General features: G+C 48.0%; 2 protein-coding genes. Both read right to left on the bottom strand.

Annotation, left to right across the window (positions count from 1 at the left end):
* Window positions 1-40: 40 nt before the first annotated feature.
* Entirely contained in the window at window positions 41-8,929 is an 8,889-nt protein-coding gene (locus tag OIU26_RS02845; RefSeq protein ID WP_264215880.1) for a hybrid non-ribosomal peptide synthetase/type I polyketide synthase, read from the bottom strand.
* A 31-nt stretch (window positions 8,930-8,960) separates the two neighbouring features.
* Window positions 8,961-22,358: an SDR family NAD(P)-dependent oxidoreductase gene (locus tag OIU26_RS02850; protein ID WP_264215881.1), complete on the bottom strand. Its 13,398-nt coding sequence runs from the start codon at window positions 22,356-22,358 to the stop codon at window positions 8,961-8,963.
* Between the last annotated feature and the right edge of the window lie 50 nt (window positions 22,359-22,408).

The following is a 22,408-nucleotide window of genomic DNA, read 5'->3' on the forward strand; positions in this document are numbered from 1 at the left end:
GTATTTTTCGTCAGACAGTGCCCAGTTCCCCAATTTGTGCTCAGAACGGAGAGGTCGGTAAGGGAATTCTGCGAACAGCTTGTCCCTCATGGAGCGCCTCCCACGTAATTCTGCCTCCCTGGGTCCAATACATTGCAATATTTTCCAGGTTCCTCTCCTCTAAAAGAATTTGGGAAACTTTCTCGCCTACTTTTCCTAAAAGGAGTGCACTTGTATTCGAATCTTCTCCGCCTTCCCCAATAAATATCGGAATAGACGCTCCCTCTGGCTCGTTGCCTTTGCCGACGGATTCGATAAGCTCTCTCAGACCAGTGAGCAGTTCCTCTCGCGAGCTCGCTACGATTGCCGTTCGGCACTTCATCGCTTCGCGGCCTGTCTGAAGTGTGAAAGCCACATCATGTAAGCAAAGCTCGTTCTGCTGCTCCACATATTCAAGCAATTGACTCGCAAGAGCCTTCAATCGCTCCCAGTTTACGTCCGAGAGAACCACTACTTCTGTCTGATCTGCCCCTTTCAACTGAACAGCTTCTTTTGGCGAAGGAATGTATTCTTCCAGAATAAAATGGACGTTAGATCCCCCAGCACCGAAGGAGCTTACTGTTGCCCGCAACGGAAATTCCCGCGCTTCTCCTTCCAGCTCTATTACAGGCCGCTTCCATTCCTGAAGCTCCCGCTGCAGATAAAATGGAGTATTGCTGAAAGTAAGATTGGGATTCAGCTTCTCCGCTTTAATGGTGGGAACCAGTTTTCGATGCCACAATTGCAATATGGTCTTGGTTAGCTGCGATATCCCCGAGGCTGCTTCTGCATGGCCTATATTGGATTTAACCGATCCTATGGCACAAAAGTGCTGCTCGTCCGTAAATTTCTGGAATGATTTTTTCAAGGCGACTAGCTCAATTGGGTCTCCCAATGTAGATCCATTGGCTGCTGCCTCTACATAGCTGACTGTCCGGGGGTGAATGCCGGCTTTCAAAAAGTTCTCTTCAACAAGTTGTGCCTGTGCATTGGGATTAGGGATCGTATACCCATTGCTGTGTCCTCCATGATTAGTTGCCGTAGATTTGATGACTGCTAAAATACAGTCTCCATCCTGTTCTGCCTTATGAAGCGGCTTTAAGAGAACTGCCCCAACTCCCTCCGCCGGAAGATATCCGTCTCCATCCGCAAAGCTTCGACTATCTTCATGGCTTCCGATCAAATTGTTCTGGCTGGATTCGATATATTTTTTTGGGCTTGTCAACAGATTCCCCCCGCCAGCTACTGCGATTTGGCACTCTCCTCTGATCAGGCTTTCACATGCCATATGGACAGCCACAGCAGAGGAAGAGCTCATCGTATCAATGGATATGCTCGGACCCTGGAAATTGAAATAATGCGACATGGGGTTGGCGACAGCAACAGAACCAAAGGATGTGATCCGAGGGGCATCCGTATTTGTATCACAGTCGCAGTATTTATGATACGTAGCACCGACGTAGACCCCCACCTTGGACTGGTGTTTTTTCTGTAGCACCTCTCGCGTATATCCCGCACTTTCCAGCAGGCTCCATATCATTTCCAGGAAAAGCTGTTCCATTGGGTCCATCAAACTCACCTCATGAGGGGTCAGGTGAAAGAAAGAAGAATCCAACGGATTTATTCGGTTTAGGAAGCCCCCCCATTTGCAGTAGGTTTTTCCCGGTTTATTTCTTTCTTTATCAAAGTAAAGATCGTGATCCCAGCGATCTGTGGGAACTTCGGTAATGCAGTCCTTACCCTCTTGGAGATTTCTCCAGAATTCTTGAATATTTTCCGCTCCAGGATATTTTCCGGACACCCCGATGACAGCAATGTCCATCGCTCCTTTTCCTGTGACCGCCTCCTTAGGCTCTACTCGCACTGACGAAATGGGTGAGTGCCGAAATATTGGAGAGGGAGCTTTTGCATGTTCTACGATGCCAATGGATTTCGTGCTGGCTCCCGCAACTAGCTCTTGTTCAGCACCAAACAAAGCGTTCAATTCATCCCAGTGTGATTCCAGGAAGTAATCCGTTAAACTCTGGATATTTGGATATTCAAACAGTAAGGTTCTGGACAGTGATCCAAACGTTTCTTCCAGTTGATCGGTTATTTCCATAGACTTTATGGAGTCAACTCCATAGTTCTCTAGGTTTTTATCCTCTTCAATGCGTTGTTCCGGCAGTCCGATGGACGAGGAAAGTAAGCCCTTTAGATACCCTGTCGTCTGATCACGCAGCCGCCCTTCTCTAGACAGGGATTTTGTCTCATTGGCTATAGAAACCGTGTCAGCTATTGCACTTACAGTCGCTACCTGATCCAGACCAAACAAAGTGCTTAATTCGTCTCGGTGAGATTCCAGAAAATATTCGGTTAAGCTTCGGATATTCGGATATTCAAACAGTAAGGTTCTGGACAGTGATCCAAACGTTTCTTCCAGCTGATCGGTTATTTCCATAGACTTTATGGAGTCAACCCCATAGTTTTTTAGGTTTTTATCCTCTTCAATGCGTTGTTCCGGCAGTCCGGTAGATGAAGAAAGCAAGCCTTTTAGATAACTTGTCACCTGATCACGCAGCTGTTCTTCTCCTGGTCGAAGTTCTGTACCCATTGCTGCCGTGGCGGTGGCGGCTTTTACACCTACAGTTACTGCCTGCTCCAGACCAAACAGAGCGATTAATTCGTCTCGATGAGATTCCAAAAAATACTCGGTTAAGCTCCGAATATTCGGATATTCAAAAAATATCGTCTTCGACACCTGATCGAACGTCTTCTCCAACTGGTCAGTCAGTTCCATAGACTTAATAGAATCCACCCCGTAATTTTCCAACGGCGTATCCTCTTCAATTCGATATGCAGGCAGTTCGATTGACGAAGACAGCAAAGTCTTCAAGTAATGGGTCGTCTTTTCACGCAGCAGATGTTCATCTTGGACGGACACTACCTTATTTGCTGAGAAGAGAACGTTGTCGTCCTCTGATCCGAGTCTCTGATCTCGGGCTGCTTCTCCGCTTTCTTCAAGCTGTCCTTCCATAATCATCATTCTGCTGATCAGCTCAATGTCTCCTTCTACCACCATCGCTTGATTCGATATGCAGGCTATGCTTTGATACAATGCACTAATACCAGTCTCTGTCCTCATCGCAAACATACCTACATTCTGCAAGGCCTTCTCCGTCTCCTGGTCAGGCCGCATTCCGCCTTCTTTCCATAGCGGCCAATTGATCGACAGCGTTTTGCCCATACGCTCCCAGGAGGATACCAAGGTATTACGATACCAAGCATATGCATCCATGAACGCATTCGCGGTAGCATAGTCAGACTGACCCGCATTTCCGCCCACTCCCGCAGCTGATGAAAAAAGGATAAAGAAATCTAGGGGCATGTCCTTACTGGCCTGATCCAAATGGGCTAGGCCGGCCACCTTTGGCGCCAGTACTTCCCTAAATTCTGCGCTCGTCTTTTTGATGATATAGTTATCTTTGATAATTCCAGCACTGTGCAGAATGCCGTTAATTCCGCCGTATGCCGTTTGGATGTCCTCAATCAGGCCAACCACCGCTTCCTTCTGCGTAACATCCACCTGTCTATATTCCACCTTGGCGCCCAAACGCTTCAATTCTTCCAATGGCGCCAGCTTGTCCTCGGTCAGCAGGGACCGCCCAGTCAGAATCAGGGTTGCTTCCCTGGTCTGACGCGCAATTTCTTTGGCAAAAATAAGACCCAGGCCTTTGGCACCTCCAGTAACCAGATAAACTCCATGATCTTTCCATGGAATTTGTGGTATCGACGGCATTTCGACCTTGTTCCAGGCAGGAATCCAACGTTTGCCTTCTACAAACCGGATGCGGCTGTCCTCTGGACGCCGACTGCTCGATCTTAATATTTCAATGAGTCTTTCATTTTTCTCTATTTCCCCTACTTCAATCAGTTGCCCATAGAACTTTGGATTCTCCTTATGAGCTGTTTTGAGTAAGCCGCACAGCCCGGAGAAAAGTAGCTTTTCATTTCCAGACATCGTTACAATTTGTACCAACACTTTGCCTTTAGGCTTGTTAATCAGGATACCTTGTATTTTCTCAAAGACCTGAACGGCATATGTTTCAAAGCGTCGGTCGACCTCCTCCATGCGGGCTTGTAGGGTGATACATTCCACGCCTGTCAAGGAAGCCTCGACATGTAACGCAGCTATGGCATCTGTCTCACAAAGTATGACCACATGTCGTTCGTAGTCGGTTGTTATGGTTTCCTCCCCAACCGCCTGTTCTTTCCAGAATGGCTGCAGCATCATTGCACCGAGCGGTTGCTCACAAGTCTCCGCTTCCTTGTAGGAGACCCCTTTCATGCGCACACAGATTCTGCCTGCCTCGTCGCACAAATCAATGTCATACTTGTGCGCCCTATGATCAATCTGGTTTCCTCTTTCATGCCGTACCAACGCCCACAAGTCGCTCGGACACTCCCGAAATATTTGAAGCCTATCTATCGCAGTCGGCAGTATTTTTTTCCGAGAGTCAATGCCGGTGAACCGCATAATATTTTCATTATTTGAAAGCAGGTATAAGGGCATTTGCAGGGCAGCACTTGTTATGAAGGGGTGCACAACAAATAGGCCCCCAGTATTCGCCATACCGGAAGGCAGTGATAGCTTGGCCAGTACCAAGTCCTGACCTATATAAACTTGCTCAGCGGACTGGAATTCCGAACCGTAGTTAACTTCAATCGTCCGCAGTGCTTCATCGTCTCCCCCATGTGAAATATGATCAATGCACTCCATCTGCAAAGCCTGAATATCTAATGTTTCCGTTCTACTTAAAGCCCCCAGCTCGGCACTTCCCTCGCTGTATATGACAGGATCGCCTGCTTCGGCTCGTGTGCTGTAAATCTTGAAATCAATTCTACCTTGATCTCCCGGAAAGAGTCCTATATGTATTTCCGGCCGATCTCCTATGACAGGAGCATGTGTCCATACCATGTCTGTGAGTGTGATGCCTGCCTGACCCTTCTCCTGTACTGTTAACGACTGTTCAACCGCTGCCCGTGCCATTTCAAGACATGCTCCATCTGACAGGACGAGTCTTCCGTCAACGCCGGAGCTATTCAGATAAAACTCCTGACCGTTAAAGGTTGAGCTAAATCTTTGCTCAGAAAGAACGGAGGTGTTGTGATGCAGCAAGGGGTGCAGATATGCTGGAGCGACACCAGCGGGCTTTTCTTCATCTACTGATATCCAGTAGCGTTCCCTAGCAAAGGGATATGTGGGCAAACTGATGCGGAAAGGTTGGATATCACTGTAGAGTCTGTTCCAGTCAACGTGCACACCCTTGACCCACAATTCCGAAAGTCTGCCGTATTTCTCTGCTAGATTCCAGACATCAAAGGATTCATCCAGCGCTTCTTCCTGCTTAACTACATCCAAGTTCTCTTTGTCCCGCTTGGCCTGTCCCCGATAAAGCTGTGCAATATCCCGTCTTCCCCCATTGAATTCCCGCAGTTTGTTCCTAAGTTCCTCTACTGACTGAACGACCACGGCAAGACGCTCATCCATCGCCTCACGCCCCATTTGCAAGGTGTAAGCCGCATTCACCAGGTCGTTATCTGTGAAGACATTTTTATCAATTGCAGCAGTCAACTGAACAGCCTGCTCTTTCAATGCTTCATCACTTTTGGCCGACAATATAATGACAACCGGCTTTTGCGGAGTAGAGACAGCCTGTTCTGCCGGAATGTATTCTTCTAGAACGATATGGGCATTAGACCCTCCGGCTCCGAAGGAAGATATGCCTGCAATTCTAGGGTATTCCCGTTGCTCGCCGTTTTTCTCAAAAATCGGACGTTTCCATTCAGCAAGTCCCTGCTGAACTGTAAATGGCGTTTTTGCAAAGTTTATATTGGGGTTCAATTCTTTGGCATGCAGGCTTGGGACAATTTTTCGGTTTTTCATTTGCAGAATAATTTTAGCGATTCCTGCAATCCCTGCGGCCGCCTCTAAATGGCCTATGTTTGATTTTACCGAGCCAATCGCACAGAACCCTGTATCCTGTGTATCCTTCTTGAAAGCCTGGGTAAGTCCGGTAATTTCAATAGGATCACCGAGTTCTGTCCCTGTACCGTGAGCTTCAATATAACTGACTGTTCGAGCATTGACGCCTGCTTTATCCAAGGTTTCTCGGATCAATTCTGCCTGTGCTACCGGATTAGGCACGGTATACCCGTTTGTTTTTCCGCCATGATTGATACTAGTTGCCCGAATAACCGCATAAATATGGTCCTTATCGGCAATGGCACGAGATAAAGGTTTGAGCAGCACAACACCCGCACCTTCACCAGGGACAAATCCATTTCCTCCTTCACCAAAGCTCTTGCACCGTCCCTCTGGCGATAGCATTCGCATTGTGCTTAGAAAAACATAGTTGGAAGGATGAAGATATAAGTTAACTCCCCCTGCAATAGCAATCTCGCATTCTCCGTTATGGATATGCTCACAGGCCTCATGGATTGCAGTTAATGACGATGAGCACATGGTATCGACCGAAAAGCTAGGTCCCTTCAGATTCAAGAGATACGATATTCGATTTGCTACCGAACTGAAAGATGTGCGAGGAAAGATTGGTTTGCCTTGCTCCCACAGCTTGGGTCCGTATAAATTGAAGCCTGTTGCGGTAATGCCTGCAAAGACGCCAATTCGCCCATTATATTGCGCTGCAAGCTGATCTCTGCTGTATCCAGCATCCTCGAAGGTCTTCCAACATTCTTCCAGGAATATCCGCTCTTGAGGGTCCATACTCATAGCTTCCCGAGGAGATATATTGAAGAAAAGAGGATCAAAATCTGCAAAATCCTCCACAAATCCCCCAGATTTGCTATAGCTTTTGCCCTTCTCCACAGCTTCCTTTATGTTAGGAGAGTAAAATCCTTCCCTCTTCCAGCGATCTGCGGGGATTTCTGTAATACAATCTTTGCCCTGTTGTAAATTGCTCCAGTATTCCTCCATATTTTTTGCTTGTGGAAATCGTCCGCTCATGCCAATAATGGCTATTTGTTCGTGTTTTACACTGCCTGTGTCTATAACTGTCCTACTGGCATGATGGTTTTCTTCCTTTGGTAGAGTCGGCAATGATAATTCGCTATCAGTATGCAAAGATGCGGGGATGAAGTTTTCTTCCGGCTCCAGCCGTCTTCCAAGTCCTGTCCACCGTACGCATTCCTCATAGTAGTCAGCAATAAAATATTCCGCTACTGCTTCCAACGTCTGATATTCAAAAAACAGGGTCATCGAGATTTCACCAAAAACTCCCTGAAGCTTTTGATTGAGCCTTGTAATCATGATGGAGTCTATGCCGTAGCTCTCCAAAGGCTCACTGACATCAATCTTTTCAACGCTCAGCTTAGTCACTTCTCCAAACAACACTTTAAGCTGGTGCAAGGTTTTTTCCAGAAGCAGCTCAGGATTTATCGGTGAGGAAGCTGTCTCTTCAACGTACACGTTTTCCTGTGGCTGAGGCTCCAATAGATGCTTCCGCAATCTGGACAAATCCCCCTCTATCACCAGCACCTGCTTCTGGCCAGAGGCCAGACTATCATATAAAGCCTTAACGCCGTTTGAAGTTTGCATGGCCACCATGCCAATACTTTGCCAAACCCTTTCTGTTTCAGCATCCGCATGCATTCCTCCATCCTTCCAGAGAGGCCAATTGACAGACAGCGTCTGCCCTTTGCGCTCCTTAGAAGAGACGAGGCTGTTTCGATATAAGGCATAGGCATCCATAAACGCATTTGCTGCGGCATAATCGGCCTGACCAGGGTTACCCATAATCCCTGCGATGGATGAGAAGAAAATGAAGAAATCAAGGTCTAGCTCCTTCGTCGCCTGATCCAGGTTGACCAATCCGGCTACTTTGGGCGCCATTACTTCCTTGAACTCTTCCTGCGTCTTATGAATAATAAAACGATCCTGTATCACCCCTGCACTATGGAGGATTCCATCAAGCCCCCCATGCTCCTCTCGGATCTTTAGGACCAGTTGCGAGACCTCTTTCTTTCGGGATACGTCCGCTCGTTTGTACTCTACGCGGGCTCCCAGTGCTTTCAATCCCTCCAATATGGCCTGCTTGCCTTCGTCAAATATTGAACGCCCTACCAGGACTAGCGTAGCTTCTTGGACTCGCCGGGCGATATCTCTCGCAAAAACAAGCCCTAAACCTCCTGCACCGCCCGTAATCAAATAAATCCCCCGATCCTTCCAGGGGACTCTTCCCGGAGTTTCAGGGGTCTTCATTTCATTCCAGCTGAGAACCAGCCGTTTACCGTTCTCATACTGTATCCTTTTGTCTTTGGGGTATTGGCTGTTCTCTTTTAATTTCTCAACGATCTCTTCCAAACCTGTAGCTTCCAATTCAACGAATTGCCCTACGATTTTTGGGTTTTCCTTTTCGGCTGTTTGCAGCAATCCAAAAAGCCCAGCAAAGAGCTGCTGTCCGCTTTGTGAGGAAGCAGCAATCTGTATCAGTACGCTGCCCCTCAAGTTCTCTTTGAGGAGCATTTGCACTTCCGCAAGCAGTTGAAGGGCATAGCCCTGAAAGCGTTCATCCATGCCGGTTTGACCGGCATGGAGCTTGATGCATCGGGTTCCTTTCATGAGCGCTTCAATACTTCGCTCCGAGATATGATCAAGTTCACAAAGCACCACCAGATGCTGGCTACATTCATGAAGAGCCGCTTTTTGGAGTGCAGCTTGCTCTTTCCATGAAGGCTCAAGCATAAGCACTCCTGTATCCGCCAGGGTTCCCGCCTCGGTCCCTGCTTTGCTTTGCAGGGGTCCGTATGAAGCCATTTGAGCTTGAATTTGGCGTATTCTGAGGAGAGCCTCCTCTTTCTGCATCCGTCCGCTTTTTACCTCGCCCAGAATAGTTTGAAAAAAGTCCTTCATCTTCGATTGCCTCCCAGCATGTAGAAACTTCTCATTTACGTATGAATATATTGAAGATTTCATTGGCGGCCTCATCAACAGACATGGCGTCGTTCATCATTTCATCCAAGAGTCTGCCGCACAATTGATCATCAAAATCTACATTGCTTTCATTTTGCGGCAGTAATGCATGGGCTTTTAATTGATCCTTGCTTTCAGAAGTCCAGTAATGCTCTTTTGCAAATGGATAGGTTGGCAAGCTGATACGGCGAGGTACCTTGCCAGTATAAAGTTTGTTCCAATCCAAATTTAGCCCTTTGGCCCACAGCTCCAGAAGCTTTGTATATTTCCTTTTGGAAATCCAATGTTCAATCAGTTGCTGCAGGTCTTCGTCCCCCGTAAAAATGGACAACGCTTCTTTGTTGCGCTTCACCTGGCCTCTATACAGGTTGAGCATGTGGTGGCGTCCGGCCACAAATTCCTTTAATTTCTCCTCAAGATCTGTGATCGAATCCACAAGCATGGCTAGACGCTCCTCCATCGGTTCGCGTCCCACCTGGAGCGTATAGGCAATATCCAATATGCTAACAGAGGATAACTGACCTTGAAGAGCCTCAAGCAGCTGTCGTCCTTTTTCCTTAAGCTGCTCCTCACTCTTGGCTGATAGCACGATCATGGCAGGTCCCTGAGAAGCAGATTCTATTCCTGATGGCTCCTGGGCCTCGGGAATATACTCTTCAATCACGATATGAGCGTTGGCCCCTCCTGCACCGAAAGACGATATTCCAGCCCGTCTCGGATACTCTTCAGTGATTCCATCCGTTGTAATTACCGGTCTCTTCCATTCTTCTAGGCTCTGCTGAACGACAAAAGGAGTATTGGTGAAATGAATTTCAGGATTCAACTTCCTAGAATGTAAAGATGGTACTAACTGGCGATGCTTAAGCTGCAACAATATTTTAGTTACTCCTGCAATGCCTGCTGCGCTCTCAGTGTGACCAATATTGGATTTGACCGACCCTATGGCGCAGAACTGCTTGTCTTGTGTGAATTTCTCAAAAGCCCTGGTCAATCCTGCAATTTCAATAGGATCTCCCAAAGCCGTGCCGGTTCCATGGGCTTCAATATAACTGATGGTTCTTGCATCAACATTCGAACGCTGGAGCGCCGCCTCGATCAGCTGAGATTGAGCTTGAGGGCTAGGTACTGTATAACCACTGGTTTTACCTGAAGCATTGAGCATGCTCCCTTTGATGACACCATAAATATGGTCACCGTCTGCAATAGCTTTCTCCAGCGGCTTTAACACGATAGCGCCAACGCCCTCCCCATCAACGAATCCATCCGCTTGGTCTCCAAACGACTTACATTCGCCATTTTTGGAAAGCATCGTCATTGCTGACAGCTTAATATAGTGGATTGGGTCTACGATCAAATTGACCCCCCCGACAATAGCGCACTCGCTGATACCGCTATACAGACTTTCCAAAGCTAGATGGATCGCCGTCAATGAGGAAGAACAAGCGGTATCGATGGTCATACTTGGACCTTGGAAATCCAAATGATAGGATATCCGATTGGAAATGGAATTGTATTGAGGTCCCAAACCGTAATTCCCATTCATTACGCCCGCAAATACGCCCACTTTTCGACTCTCACAAAGATTGGCAGGGGTATATCCGGCATCCTCAATACTTGCGTATGCGGCTTCCAGAAAGAGCCGTTCCTGCGGGTCCATAGTTTCAGCTTCTGCAGGAGAAATCTTGAAAAATAGCGGATCAAATAAATCGATTCCATCGATAAAACCGCCTGATTTCGTATAGATGGTGCCTCGTTTTCCTTTTTCTTCGTCAAAGTAGGTCTTCCAATCCCAACGGTCTTTCGGAATTTCAGTGATGCAGTTTTTACCCTCTTTTAGGTTGTTCCAATATTCCTCTACATTACGAGCTCCTGGATAGCGCCCTGACAAGCCCACAATCGCAATATCTCTGATATTAGAGGAGTGCTCCTTTGGCTTCTCACCTTTGCTGACAGACGGCTTAAGGAAGCGTCCTTCCCGTACAAAGCTCATTGGGGCCATATCGATTACCTGTGGAGCAGGTACCTCTTCCACTCTGGAAGTTTCTTCGCTCATCTCTGTCTCCTTCATACCTACCAGCTTCTTCAACGAATCCATTTGCGTTTGAAGCAGGTACGCTACCAGATCATCTATGGTGTTGTACTCAAAAAACAGGGTGCTGGCAAAATCCTCGATGACCTCACGCAAAACATTGGTGATTTGCACAACCAATATCGAGTCGATCCCGTACTCTTCCAGGGCAACCGTAGAGTCGATGCTTCCCGGTTCCATTTTTAGTGTTTCGCCAAGTAAATTTTTAAAGTAGGCCGTACTTTTGCTGCGCAGCACATTTTCTGATTCTGCCTGTACTGCCTCTCTTTTGGGCTGAGCTGATTGTTTCATTGATCCTGCTTCAACAGTCCTATTCTCTATCGATATGGTTTTCTGCTTTGGCTGTCGCTTTTGCCGAACCAAGCCATCGCTTTGGGCTGCAACGATCTGCTGGCCCCAATCATGCGCCTCCTGCGCTGGGAAGAACGCTGTGTGAAAGCCTTCTTTGGCCAATACGCTTTTCCATACGTGAGGATACAGCCCAGGGCAGCCGGGAATACGCAATTCCGAATCCTCATAAGCCCACCAGCCATCCAGCAATCCGAAGGTAAGATGGGTAAACACGCTGCTGCCCATGAGTTCATTTAACAGAAGCAGGCCGTTGCTTTTCAAAACCGCTTTCGCATTGCGCAATGCCTGGCGAATATCTTTTGCCGTATGAAGTACATTGGCAGCAATGACAATATCATATTTACCCGCATCAATACCTTGTCCAGCAATAGGTTCTTCCACATTAAATATTCGATAACTAAGATACGGATTGTCTGGCCCATACTCTTTTTCTGCGTGCATCAAAAAGGCCTTTGAAATATCGGTATAACAATATTCCTGAATGTGTTTGCAATATGGCCGTAATTTGAGAAATACGGTGCTGCTGGTTCCTCCGGTGCCTGCTCCGATTTCGAGAATTCTGATTTCTGCAGCGGAGTTGTTCATAATTCTCTGCTGAACATAGGCGGCGATCGTATCGGAAAGAACTTCATTAAAATAGTCAGCTACCAAGCTATTCTTATAAACCCCTTCCACTAATTCCATCGAGGAATTAGGGAACATGATTTCCGTGGCAGGACATTGACCGGTGATAATTTCAGGCAAAGCCCGCAGCGTTGTCTCAGCCAAATGTACCCTTGCTCGCATCTGCGGATATTTCAGCCATGTATGCTTGTGCTCTTCCCATTCCCGCCAGACATCCTCTTCATAAGCCGGGCTGGAAGCATTTCCATCTGTAAGGGCTTCATTCAGTCGTGCCAAAATCTTCACGCTCTCACCTAGCCATTTTCCATATAACTCAGGCAACCCATGCTTATGTTTAAACTCGTCGACAGACTGACGATCTGTCCCTGTCAGCCCCATAGACAAAAGTTGCTCCTGCATTAGTTTGCACAATAGGTGTTCCAATTCCCTTTCCTGCAGGCTGCCAGCATCCTCTGCCGCATAGTCCTCGGCAAACTGGACTTTTGATTTGATCACTGCAGCAATACTTTCTTGTATATCCCGAAGATCGGGATCCGTGTTGTGCGGGTACAGGTCAATGGCTTCCGCCGGATTAGTCCCTTCCAAATCTAGATGTTTTGTTGTTTTCATCAGCCCTACTTGATTCAGCGGGGAAGCAAGCAACGTCTCAAGTGCCTCCATCCCCTCTTGAGGCTCAATAAGTCCAACACCGATCTGCGCTAGTCTTGAGTAATTTTCCACCTCTTGCTGCCTGTCTTGGGAAGCATTGTTCTCGTCGTTCCCCCAGTATCCCCAGTTCATGACTTTCACCGGACAACGCCATTCCTGTGAGAGCCGCTGCGCAAATGAATCCTTAAAGGTACATCCAGCAGCATAGCTGCTTTGTCCTGGATTTTTTACATAGGCAATAATGGAAGAGAAAAACAACACGAAATCCAGCGGTTCATTTTGGAAGACCTGAGCCATGCGTACACTGACATCGACCTTTGCCGAAAGCCCGGACCGGAGCCCTTCCTCCGTCAAGTCTTCCAATCCCTTCTCCAAAAAGGCAATGGCAGAGTGAACTACGCCGTTGATCTTGGAGTAACGCTGCTTTATCTCCTCATATGCTCCCTGCAGCGACCTTTCATCTGCTGCATCTGCCGTAATATAGCATGGAACAGGCCCGTGGCCTTTAAATTCGTCCAATTTAGCCTGGATGGATGCATCCTTTGGCCTTCTGCCTATCCACACCATCTGGGCCTGATAAGTCGAGGCCATATACTTGCTCCAGGCCACTCCGATGTTGCCTGCACCACCGATAACCACATAGACGCCTCCGGTTTTGTACAGTGTCTGTCCTTTTGCGCCTGGAGTCTGCTTGAACGGAATTAGCTGCTGTCGGTACCACTGTCCGCCTCTGAAAACCCACATCCGTCCCTGACGGTCTGAAGGCAGCGTAAATAGTTCGGATAACGGCCAGTCATAGTCGGATTGCAGGTCTATAATACGAACCTTCCAGTTCGGATATTCTTTGGCCATCGTGCCTACCAACCCATGGAAACTTGCGTGGGCCGGGTGGACTGTATCGTCCTGATCGATCGACTGAGCCTGGGTGGTTATAGTTGTCCAGCCTAGCTTTTTCGTTCCATACCCCAGTAGGAGTAGCGCCTTGACCAATCTAAAGAAGAGTAAGACTCCTGGCTTCTGTTCCTCAATCAAGGATTCAGCAGTGACCGATTCGACGGAACTACAAGGTGCGATCCACAAAATGTGGTCAACTGCTCCATATTCTTCGACCTTTGAGGCAACCGTTTCTATGGAATCCTGCGCCTGTAGCTCCAAAAAATGCGCCTTCGGATAGTATTCCCGGATAGCCTGTCTATCTTTGTCTGTACCACCTGCAATGACCATTCGGTCTATCGACGATGGGAAAGCTGTATCTTTTTTAAGCGCAACCGGGTCCCATTTGGGGATGAGCATAACGGCTCCTACAAGCAGATCGGCGGCATGATCTCCTGCGACTACACCTTGTGCATGCTCAGTGCGGATATCTCCGTCCAGCGCCCGGGTGGATAGTCCCGTTATTCTGACACAAACGTTCCCTTCCTCATCACATAAGTCGATATTGAGCTTCTGTACCTTGTCCTCTCTCTTGCTGCCCTCGCTGTATTGAATCAACGACCACATATTCTGGGTGCATCCCCCATGGATTTCGACCTCTTGAAGAGCGAATGGCATAGAAGGGGTATTGGGTACCGTGCTGTCCGGCAGCCCTCCATCTTGCCCCATGATTAATCCGATCGATGCATGCAAAGCCGCATCCATTAAGCTAGGGTGAAGAACAAAGCTGTCAGCCGAATCAGAGAGCATGGAGGGCAGTGCCAGCTTGACCAGTACCTTGCCCGGACGTGTGTACACTTTCTCCACACATTTGAAGGCTGGGCCGTAATCCATCCCGATTTTTTGGAAGAAATCGTAGCAGCGCGCCCCCTCAAATCCGTGTGGATCAAATTCTGCCTGTAATGCCTCAAGGTTAAGCACTAGCTTTTGTTCCACCTTAAACTGCACCGCATTGCCCTGGCTGTGCACGGTATGTCCGATATTGCTTCCTTCTTGCTCACTATACACTTCAAAGCTGATTTTTCCGGCGTCTTCCAAGAATAGTCCGGTGTGTACTGAGAATGGCCGATCTTCCACCACAATTGGCCGAATCCAGTTTACATTTTTCAACCGGACTCCTGTTGCGCAGTTGTCCTCATCTCCTATAGAGCGTTCCACAGCCGCCCGTACCATCTCAAGATAAGCGACCCCTGGTAGAACCCGTTGGCCTTTTACCGTATGATCCCTGAGGAAAAACTCCTCGCCTGTAAACGTTGAGCTGAACCGCTGCTTCAAGAAGTTTGAAGTGTTGTGATGCAGTAAAGGTGACAAAAATGTAGACTGACCGAGAGCGGCTGTCATGCCATCGATCTTTACCTGGTTTACGGGCACCCAATAGCTTTCTCTGGCAAAAGGATAGGTTGGCAAACTAATCCTGCGAGGCTTCACTTCCCCATAAAGCCTGTTCCAGTCCAACAGCAATCCCGTCACCCAAAGCTCGGCGAGTTTTCCATATTTACCTTTGCTCACCCATGCACCCACCATTTTAGCCATATCCTCATCGATTTCCTGAGTGACCAATACTCCTTTGTTGCGCTTTACCTGTCCTCTATACAGCTCTTCTATACCTTCCTTTTCCAGCAGGAAGCTTTCCAATTTCCAATCCAGCTCTTGGATGGAAGTGGCAATGATCGCAAGCCGTTCTTCCATCGCTTCTCGTCCGATCTGCAACGTGTAGGCGATATCTGCGAGACCTATACGCGGGTCATTCAGCTCTCTGATGGCAGATAGCAATCTTTGGGCCTGCTCGTTCAGTCTTTCCTTGTTCTTGGCCGATAGCACAATCATGGCAGGATTAAGCGACGCAGGAGTAGCTTGCAGCTGAGCAGTCTCTGCTGGAATGTATTCTTCGATTACCACATGCGCGTTAGATCCGCCTGCCCCGAAGGCCGAGACTCCTGCCAGCCTTGGGTATTCCCTGATTTCGCCATCGATGGATACGACAGGTCTTTTCCATTCCTCTAATTCCTGCTGAACTTTAAAAGGGCTATCACTAAAATCGATATTGGGATTTAACTTGCTTGAATGCAGCGAAGGCACCAATTGTTTATTTTTCAACTGCAACAGTACCTTTGTCACCGCGGCAATACCAGCTGCGCTCTCACAATGTCCGATATTAGACTTGGCAGACCCGATTGAACAGAACTGCTTGTCTCTGGTATATTCCCGGAACACCTTTTGTAAGCCCGCAATTTCAATCGGATCACCCAGAGGAGTTCCTGTCCCATGCGCCTCTATATAGCTAATGGTTCTAGGGTTGATTCCAGCCTCCTGAATGGCCTGCCCAATCACGCTAGCCTGTGCGTTGGGGTTGGGTACGGTATATCCATTGGTCTTACCTCCGTGATTCACTGCAGTACCTTTTATGATGCCATATACCCGGTCTCCATCTGCTATAGCTTTGGCCAGCGGCTTGAGCAGCAAAGCCCCGACCCCTTCTCCTGGCACATATCCGTCACCCTGTCCGAAGCTTTCACACCGCCCATTGCTTGATGCAAAGCTTCCCTGTCCGAGTAGTAGATATTTGTTGGGATGTACAGAAACGTTAACTCCCCCTGCAACCGCCAGTTCACATTCTCCATGCTGCAACCCGTGACAAGCCATATGGATTGCTGTCAGTGACGAAGAGCACATGGTATCCACAGCGATACTTGGTCCATGAAAATTACAAAAATACGATACACGGTTGGCAACCGCCGAAGCATTCCCGAGAAGCCCGAGCATATTCCCTTTGGCTTGTTCCTGGGCTCCATAAAGCTGATATTCGTGATACATCACTCCGACATAAACGCCAACATTGCCTTCCATGCCGCCAAGTCCCCGGTCTGCACCAAGAGTTTCGCGCGTATAGCCCGCATCCTCTATGGTTTCATATACGCATTCTAGGAATAGGCGCTCCTGAGGGTCCATCGTTTCCGCTTCTCTTGGCGAAATGTTGAAAAACAACGGGTCAAACCAGTCCACTCCGTCGATAAACCCTCCCCACTTGCTGTAGGTTTTCCCGGGCTTACCTTTAGTTTCATTAAAGTACAGGCTGTGGTCCCAACGCTCCTTGGGAATCTCAGTGATGGAATCCTTCCCATCCCTTAGATTTTTCCAGAACTCGTCGATACCTGCTGCCCCCGGATATCTTCCCGATACCCCGATAATGGCAATGTCCAAGCCCTTCTTTTCCTGACGGGGCTGCGTACCTGTCGGGAGAGGCCATGTACGTTTGCGACCCGCAGCTAACGAAACCAAAGGCTCTATTGCTGCTTTTGCAGGTTCGTTCGCTACTTTGTGAGGAGCCGTATTTTTCTCCTGCGCTTTTAAAACGTCTACCAGCCGGCCGCGATGCGATTCCAGGAAATAGCCAGTTAATGAGCGGAGATTATGGTATTCAAAAAATAATGTCTTCGGCAGTGAGCCAAACGTTTTTTCCAATTCATTCGTGAGCTGCATGACCAATATGGAATCAATCCCATACCTGTCCATAGGCGCGTTTACATTTATACTTTCAGCTGGCAGCTTGATTACAGCCGAAAGCAATGTTTTCAAATAGTCTTCAGCTTTTTCTTTTAGCCATTCTTCGCCGATAACAGCGGCTTCCCCGTCTTCCAATCCGGAACGGTCTGAAATTTCTGTTCCTGAAGACTGTCCCAGCATGGCCGCCTTAATCGTTTGAGGATACCCTTCGATAACCATGACCTGGCTTTTACCGGAAGATAAGCCTTGATACAAAGCCTTTATTCCATTCTCTGTTTCCATGGCGATCATGCCCAGACCTTGCATCGCCTTTTCCGTTTCCCCATCGACATGCATGCCCCCGTCTTTCCACAACGGCCAGTTGATCGACAGCGTGTGCCCATGGCGCTGCTTGCCTGCCACCAAGGCATTTCGATAAGAAGCATAAGCATCCATAAAACCATTGGCAGCAGAGTAATCAATCTGTCCTACATTACCAAGACTTCCGGCGCCGGAAGAAAACAGGATAAAGAAATCGAGAGGCAGGGCTCTGCTGGCCTGATCCAGATGGATCAACCCTGAGACTTTGGGAGTCAGCACTTCTCTAACTTCTTCTATCGTCTTTTTGATGATGAAGTTGTCCCGTATCACTCCTGCTGTGTGTAAAATACCGTTAAGACCGCCAAATTGCTCGACGATGCCATGAATTAACTCGGTGACCGCTTCCTTTTGACCCACGTCCACCTGTCTGTACTCTATATGACCTTCCCGCGCTTCCAATTCACTTAACAAGGACTGTTTATCCGCTGACAGAGGTGATCGTCCTGCCAGTACGACGGTGGAGTTTTTCACATTGCACACGATGTCTCTGGCAAAAATCAGTCCCAGACCGCCTAGACCGCCAGTGATGAGATAGATCCCTCCATCTTTCCATGGCCGGACTGGATCTTCACACAAGGTTTCAATTTCTTGCCACTTTAAAGCCTGTCGCTTGTCGCCATGATATCGTATCCGTTCGCTGTACTGGCTGTATCGGTTCTCTTGTAATTTTGCAATAATCCCCTTAGGGCCATCTTTGGCATCAAGCTCTAGCAGTTGACCCATGATACTCGGGTTTTCTTTTTGGGCGGTTTGCAGCATGGCAAAGAACCCGGAATAGACCTGTTGATCATTTCGGGCAGGGACTGCAATTTGCAGCAAAGTTTTTGGTTTGTGTATGTCCAGCATCATAGTTTGCAATTCTTCAAATATCTGAATAGTGTAGTCTTCAAACCGCGCATCCAAGTCAGTACTTGAGGACTGTAAAACAATGCAGCGAGTACCGTCCATGCGAGCTGCAATATCCTCCCCGGCGATACCTTCAAATTCGCACAGGATCACAATGTGCCGTATATCGTCGAACGCGTTCTCTCCTGCGGGGACTTCCTTCTCCTCCCAGACCGGCTCCAGCATGAGTGTGCCCACATGCTCAACGAAGTCTGCTTGCCCTACTCCTTCTTCCAGCTCTCTGGATGAGAGCCCTTTGAGCTGCACACAAATCTTTCCGGTCTCGTCACAGAGATCGATATGTACCATGCTCAATCCATTTAGTGTCTCCTCATTCGCTTGTCTGGAAATCCGGGCCCACATCACAGAAGTGCATTTTTCGAATATTTTCAGTTCCTGCAAGGCAAAGGGTACTGAGAGCTTGCCCTCAGGCACATGTTCTTCCCGATCCATCACCAAGCCGATTGTGGCCTGCAAGGCTGAATCCATCAAAGCCGGATGCAATACAAATTCACTTTGGGTATGAGATACATTGGATGGAAGGGACAGCTTTGCCAGCACGTAATCCTTTCCCTGAAAGATGGTCTCTATTCCTCTCTGTCCCGGGCCATAGTCTATTCCCATAGCTCTGAAAGCTTCATAGCATTGGCTTGAAGCTAGTGAACTGCGGATACATTCTGCCTGTAAGACATTCAGGTCCAGATACTGCGACTCACCGCTTCTCTCCAACACAGCTATCCCCTGGCTGTGTATAATACCTTCGGCGTCTTCTTCCACTCTGCTGTATATTTCAAACGCAATCGCTCCATCTTCCTGAGGATATAGGCTGGTGTGCACCCTGACTGGTTTGTTAGCTACAACGATGGGCTGAGCCCATACTACATTTTTCAGTCGAATACGGGTCCCACCCTCCATAACATCCCCCGCTGCTTCTTCTACGGCCGCTCGCACCATTTCAAGGTAAGCCACCCCGGGTAATGTCGGTTGGCCTAGGATTCGGTGATCCGCTAGGAAAAATTCCCGGCCTGTAAAGGTGGAGTCGTAGCGCTGCCCAGAGAGATCGGAAGTATTTTGATGCAGCAAAGGGTGAATTTGGGCGGCCATAGCCGGGTTTATATTCTCCTGCCCCATGTCTGTCTCAGACAACCAATAGCGTTCCCTCTCGAAAGGATAGGTCGGTAGACTGATTCGCTGAGGCTTAATTTCTCCATAAAGTGCATCCCATTCAATACTTGCGCCATTGGCCCATAATTTGGCCACCTTATCAAGTCTTCTATTCTGAAGCCAGGCCCGAACGAGGGTCCCGGTGTCTTCGTCAGAATCAAAAAGTTCAATTCCGTCTCTAGCATCGTCTACCTGTCCAGTTAACACCTTATCCGATGAGTTTCCATTCACAAAATGCTCCAGCTCATCGATCAGATTTCCTCTTGAATCTGTCAAAAACGCGAGACGCCAGTTCATGGCATCTCTGCCCACTTGAAGGGTATAAGTCAGGTCCGACAAATTAGCATTTTCGTGCAATTTAACAAAGTCCATCATGTCAGCTGCATAGGCTTTCAAGGCTTGTTCGCTTTTGGCAGACAGTACAAATAGCACTGGGTTGTCTTGATCGACTGGGTCCAGCTTCATCTCAGAGGCTACAGGCACATATTCTTCAATAACCATATGTGCGTTAGTGCCGCTAAACCCAAAAGCACTTACGCTTGCACGCCGGGGTGTCCCCGGTTTGGACTCCCACTTTTGTAGCCCGGTGTTAATGTAAAACGGGCTTTCCTCCAAAGAAATATGTTCATTTAAGGCTTCAAAATTGATCGTTGGCGGCAATTGCTGGTGTTTCATAGCCAGGAGTACTTTCATTACCCCGGCCACTCCGGCCGCAGTCAGCATATGTCCCATATTGCTTTTCAGCGATCCCAGCGCGCAATAGCCCTTTTTGCTCGTATAGGATCGGAAAGATTCGGTAAGTCCTTCCACTTCGATAGGATCGCCCAGCTTGGTGCCTGTCCCATGGGCCTCTACCAGAGAGATAGTTTCAGGATTAATATTAAACCGCTGGTAAACCTCTCTTTCGAGCGAAATCTGTGAATTTACACTTGGAGCGGTAATGCCGTTGGTTTTCCCATCCTGATTCATTCCCCAGCCCCGGATAACCCCATGGATGGAGTCCTTGTCCCTGATTGCATCAGAGAGCCGTTTTAATAAAACAACGCCAACCCCTTCTCCGGGGACAAACCCGTTTGCACGGGCATCAAAAGTAAAGCATCGTCCATCCTTGGACAACATTCCTGCTTTGCTGGTCATAACATGCATCCCCGGTCCTGCCATAACCATTACTCCGCCCGCTAAAGCAAGATCGCTTGTTTCTAAAACAAGGCTGTTGCAAGCTTCAGCAATAGCTACCAGAGAGGAAGAGCATGCGGTATCAATCGCCAGAGAAGGGCCCTTCAAATTCAGTAAATACGAAATCCGGGCCGATAAAATGGAAGGCGCTCCTCCCATAAGAACCTGCGCGTTCAACCCCTGTCCGCTCATGGACCTTCCATAATCACTAGCTGCACAACCTACAAAAACACCGCAACGGCTCCCCGACAGTGAGGCAGGATTTAAACCTGCATCTTCAATGCATTTCCAGCTACTTTCCAGAAATAGACGCTGTTGAGGGTCCATCATCTCTGCTTCCGCAGGAGATATATTAAAGAACAACGGGTCAAATCGATCTATATCCTCTAGCACACCCATCCACTTGCTATAGGTTTTCCCCTCAACCTTGGGATCAGTATCATAATAATCATCAATGGACCAGCGTGTTGAAGGAATTTCCGATATACAATCCCTGCCCTGAGCCAAGTTATCCCAGAATTCAGTCAATGTTTTGGATTTGGGGAACTGCCCCGCCATGCCAATAATTGCGATCGAATCCTTCTCCTGACCATGCGGTATACGGGACACGTTTTTTTTCAGATCAGCCTGCTTGAGCGGTTTGTGCGTATCATCGCTATTCGGCAGCTGTCCGTAGGCCGTTTGAATCCGTTCCTTGACCTCTTGCTGATTCACAAACGTTTTGTCCTGCATTTTTATTTCTTTTTCAATCGTAGCCGCCAGCTTTTCTCTTATCGGCTGAGCCATATGGTTTTTCAGCTCAATCAATGATTCTCTTGGCGATTCGGACAATTTTCTTGCCAGCTGCATAGCGTACGGTACCACTTCGTTTCTCGGCAGAACAGGAAAAGGAGTCCCTTTGGACTCCAGTTCTGAACCGCTATATCTAGTACCTGTGAATAAAATTTCCTGCGCCATGCTAACTCCGAATTTTTCAGGAAAAATGAGAGTTGAGCCCGCACCAGGAGTAAAGCCGTATTTCATAAAATTAGTGGTGTAGATGCTTTCTCTACTCATCACGATAAAATCGCAAAACATCCCCATGCACCAGCCTGCGCCAATCCCATGTCCCTGCATAGCGGCAATGACCGGTAGCTTGCAATCCAGTGCAATCTTGTAAACATTGGTATCGCTATATTTCGCCTTTCCCTCATGAATTGCTAGCAGTCCCTCCTGTGTACCTCCTGTGGCAAAGTAGGTGTCGTACCCCGTCAGAATCACAACTTTATAATTTTCGTTAGCCTGCACCGTTTCGAACGCCTGATTCAGGCCTATAATCAGTTCATTGGAAAATGTATTTTTGTGCACTGTATCCTTCATTGTTAACAGGACAATGCCATGCTCAAATTCCTGCAGTTGAACCACAGGCGGCACTTCCGTTTCGCCATTGCTCTCCTTTTCCGGTCCGTGAAAACTGTCCAATGGCTGTAGCGAAAGAGACAATTCCTCTAATGATGATTCCTCTGATCGAGCTGCCAATGATTCTTCCAAAGATTCATCCGAGAGCCCGCCCATAAATTGGAGCAATTGTTTTTCGGCATCTTCAGAATTTATTTCCCCTGTTTGTACCGCACGAAAAATATCTTTTGGATCCATAAAAATGCCCTCCTAGCTGTATGAAATAGGACGAATATCGTGTCGGCAAT

Origin of the sequence: Paenibacillus sp. BT-177, assembly GCF_025846815.2 — a bacterium.
In the GTDB taxonomy this organism is placed as follows: domain Bacteria; phylum Bacillota; class Bacilli; order Paenibacillales; family Paenibacillaceae; genus Paenibacillus; species Paenibacillus polymyxa_C.

What these genes read in the sequence shown, in the direction of transcription:
- OIU26_RS02845 (WP_264215880.1), bottom strand. Translation starts at nt 8,929, where the DNA reads ATGAAGGACTTTTTTCAAACTATTCTGGGCGAGGTAAAAAGCGGACGG.
- OIU26_RS02850 (WP_264215881.1), bottom strand. Translation starts at nt 22,358, where the DNA reads ATGGATCCAAAAGATATTTTTCGTGCGGTACAAACAGGGGAAATAAAT.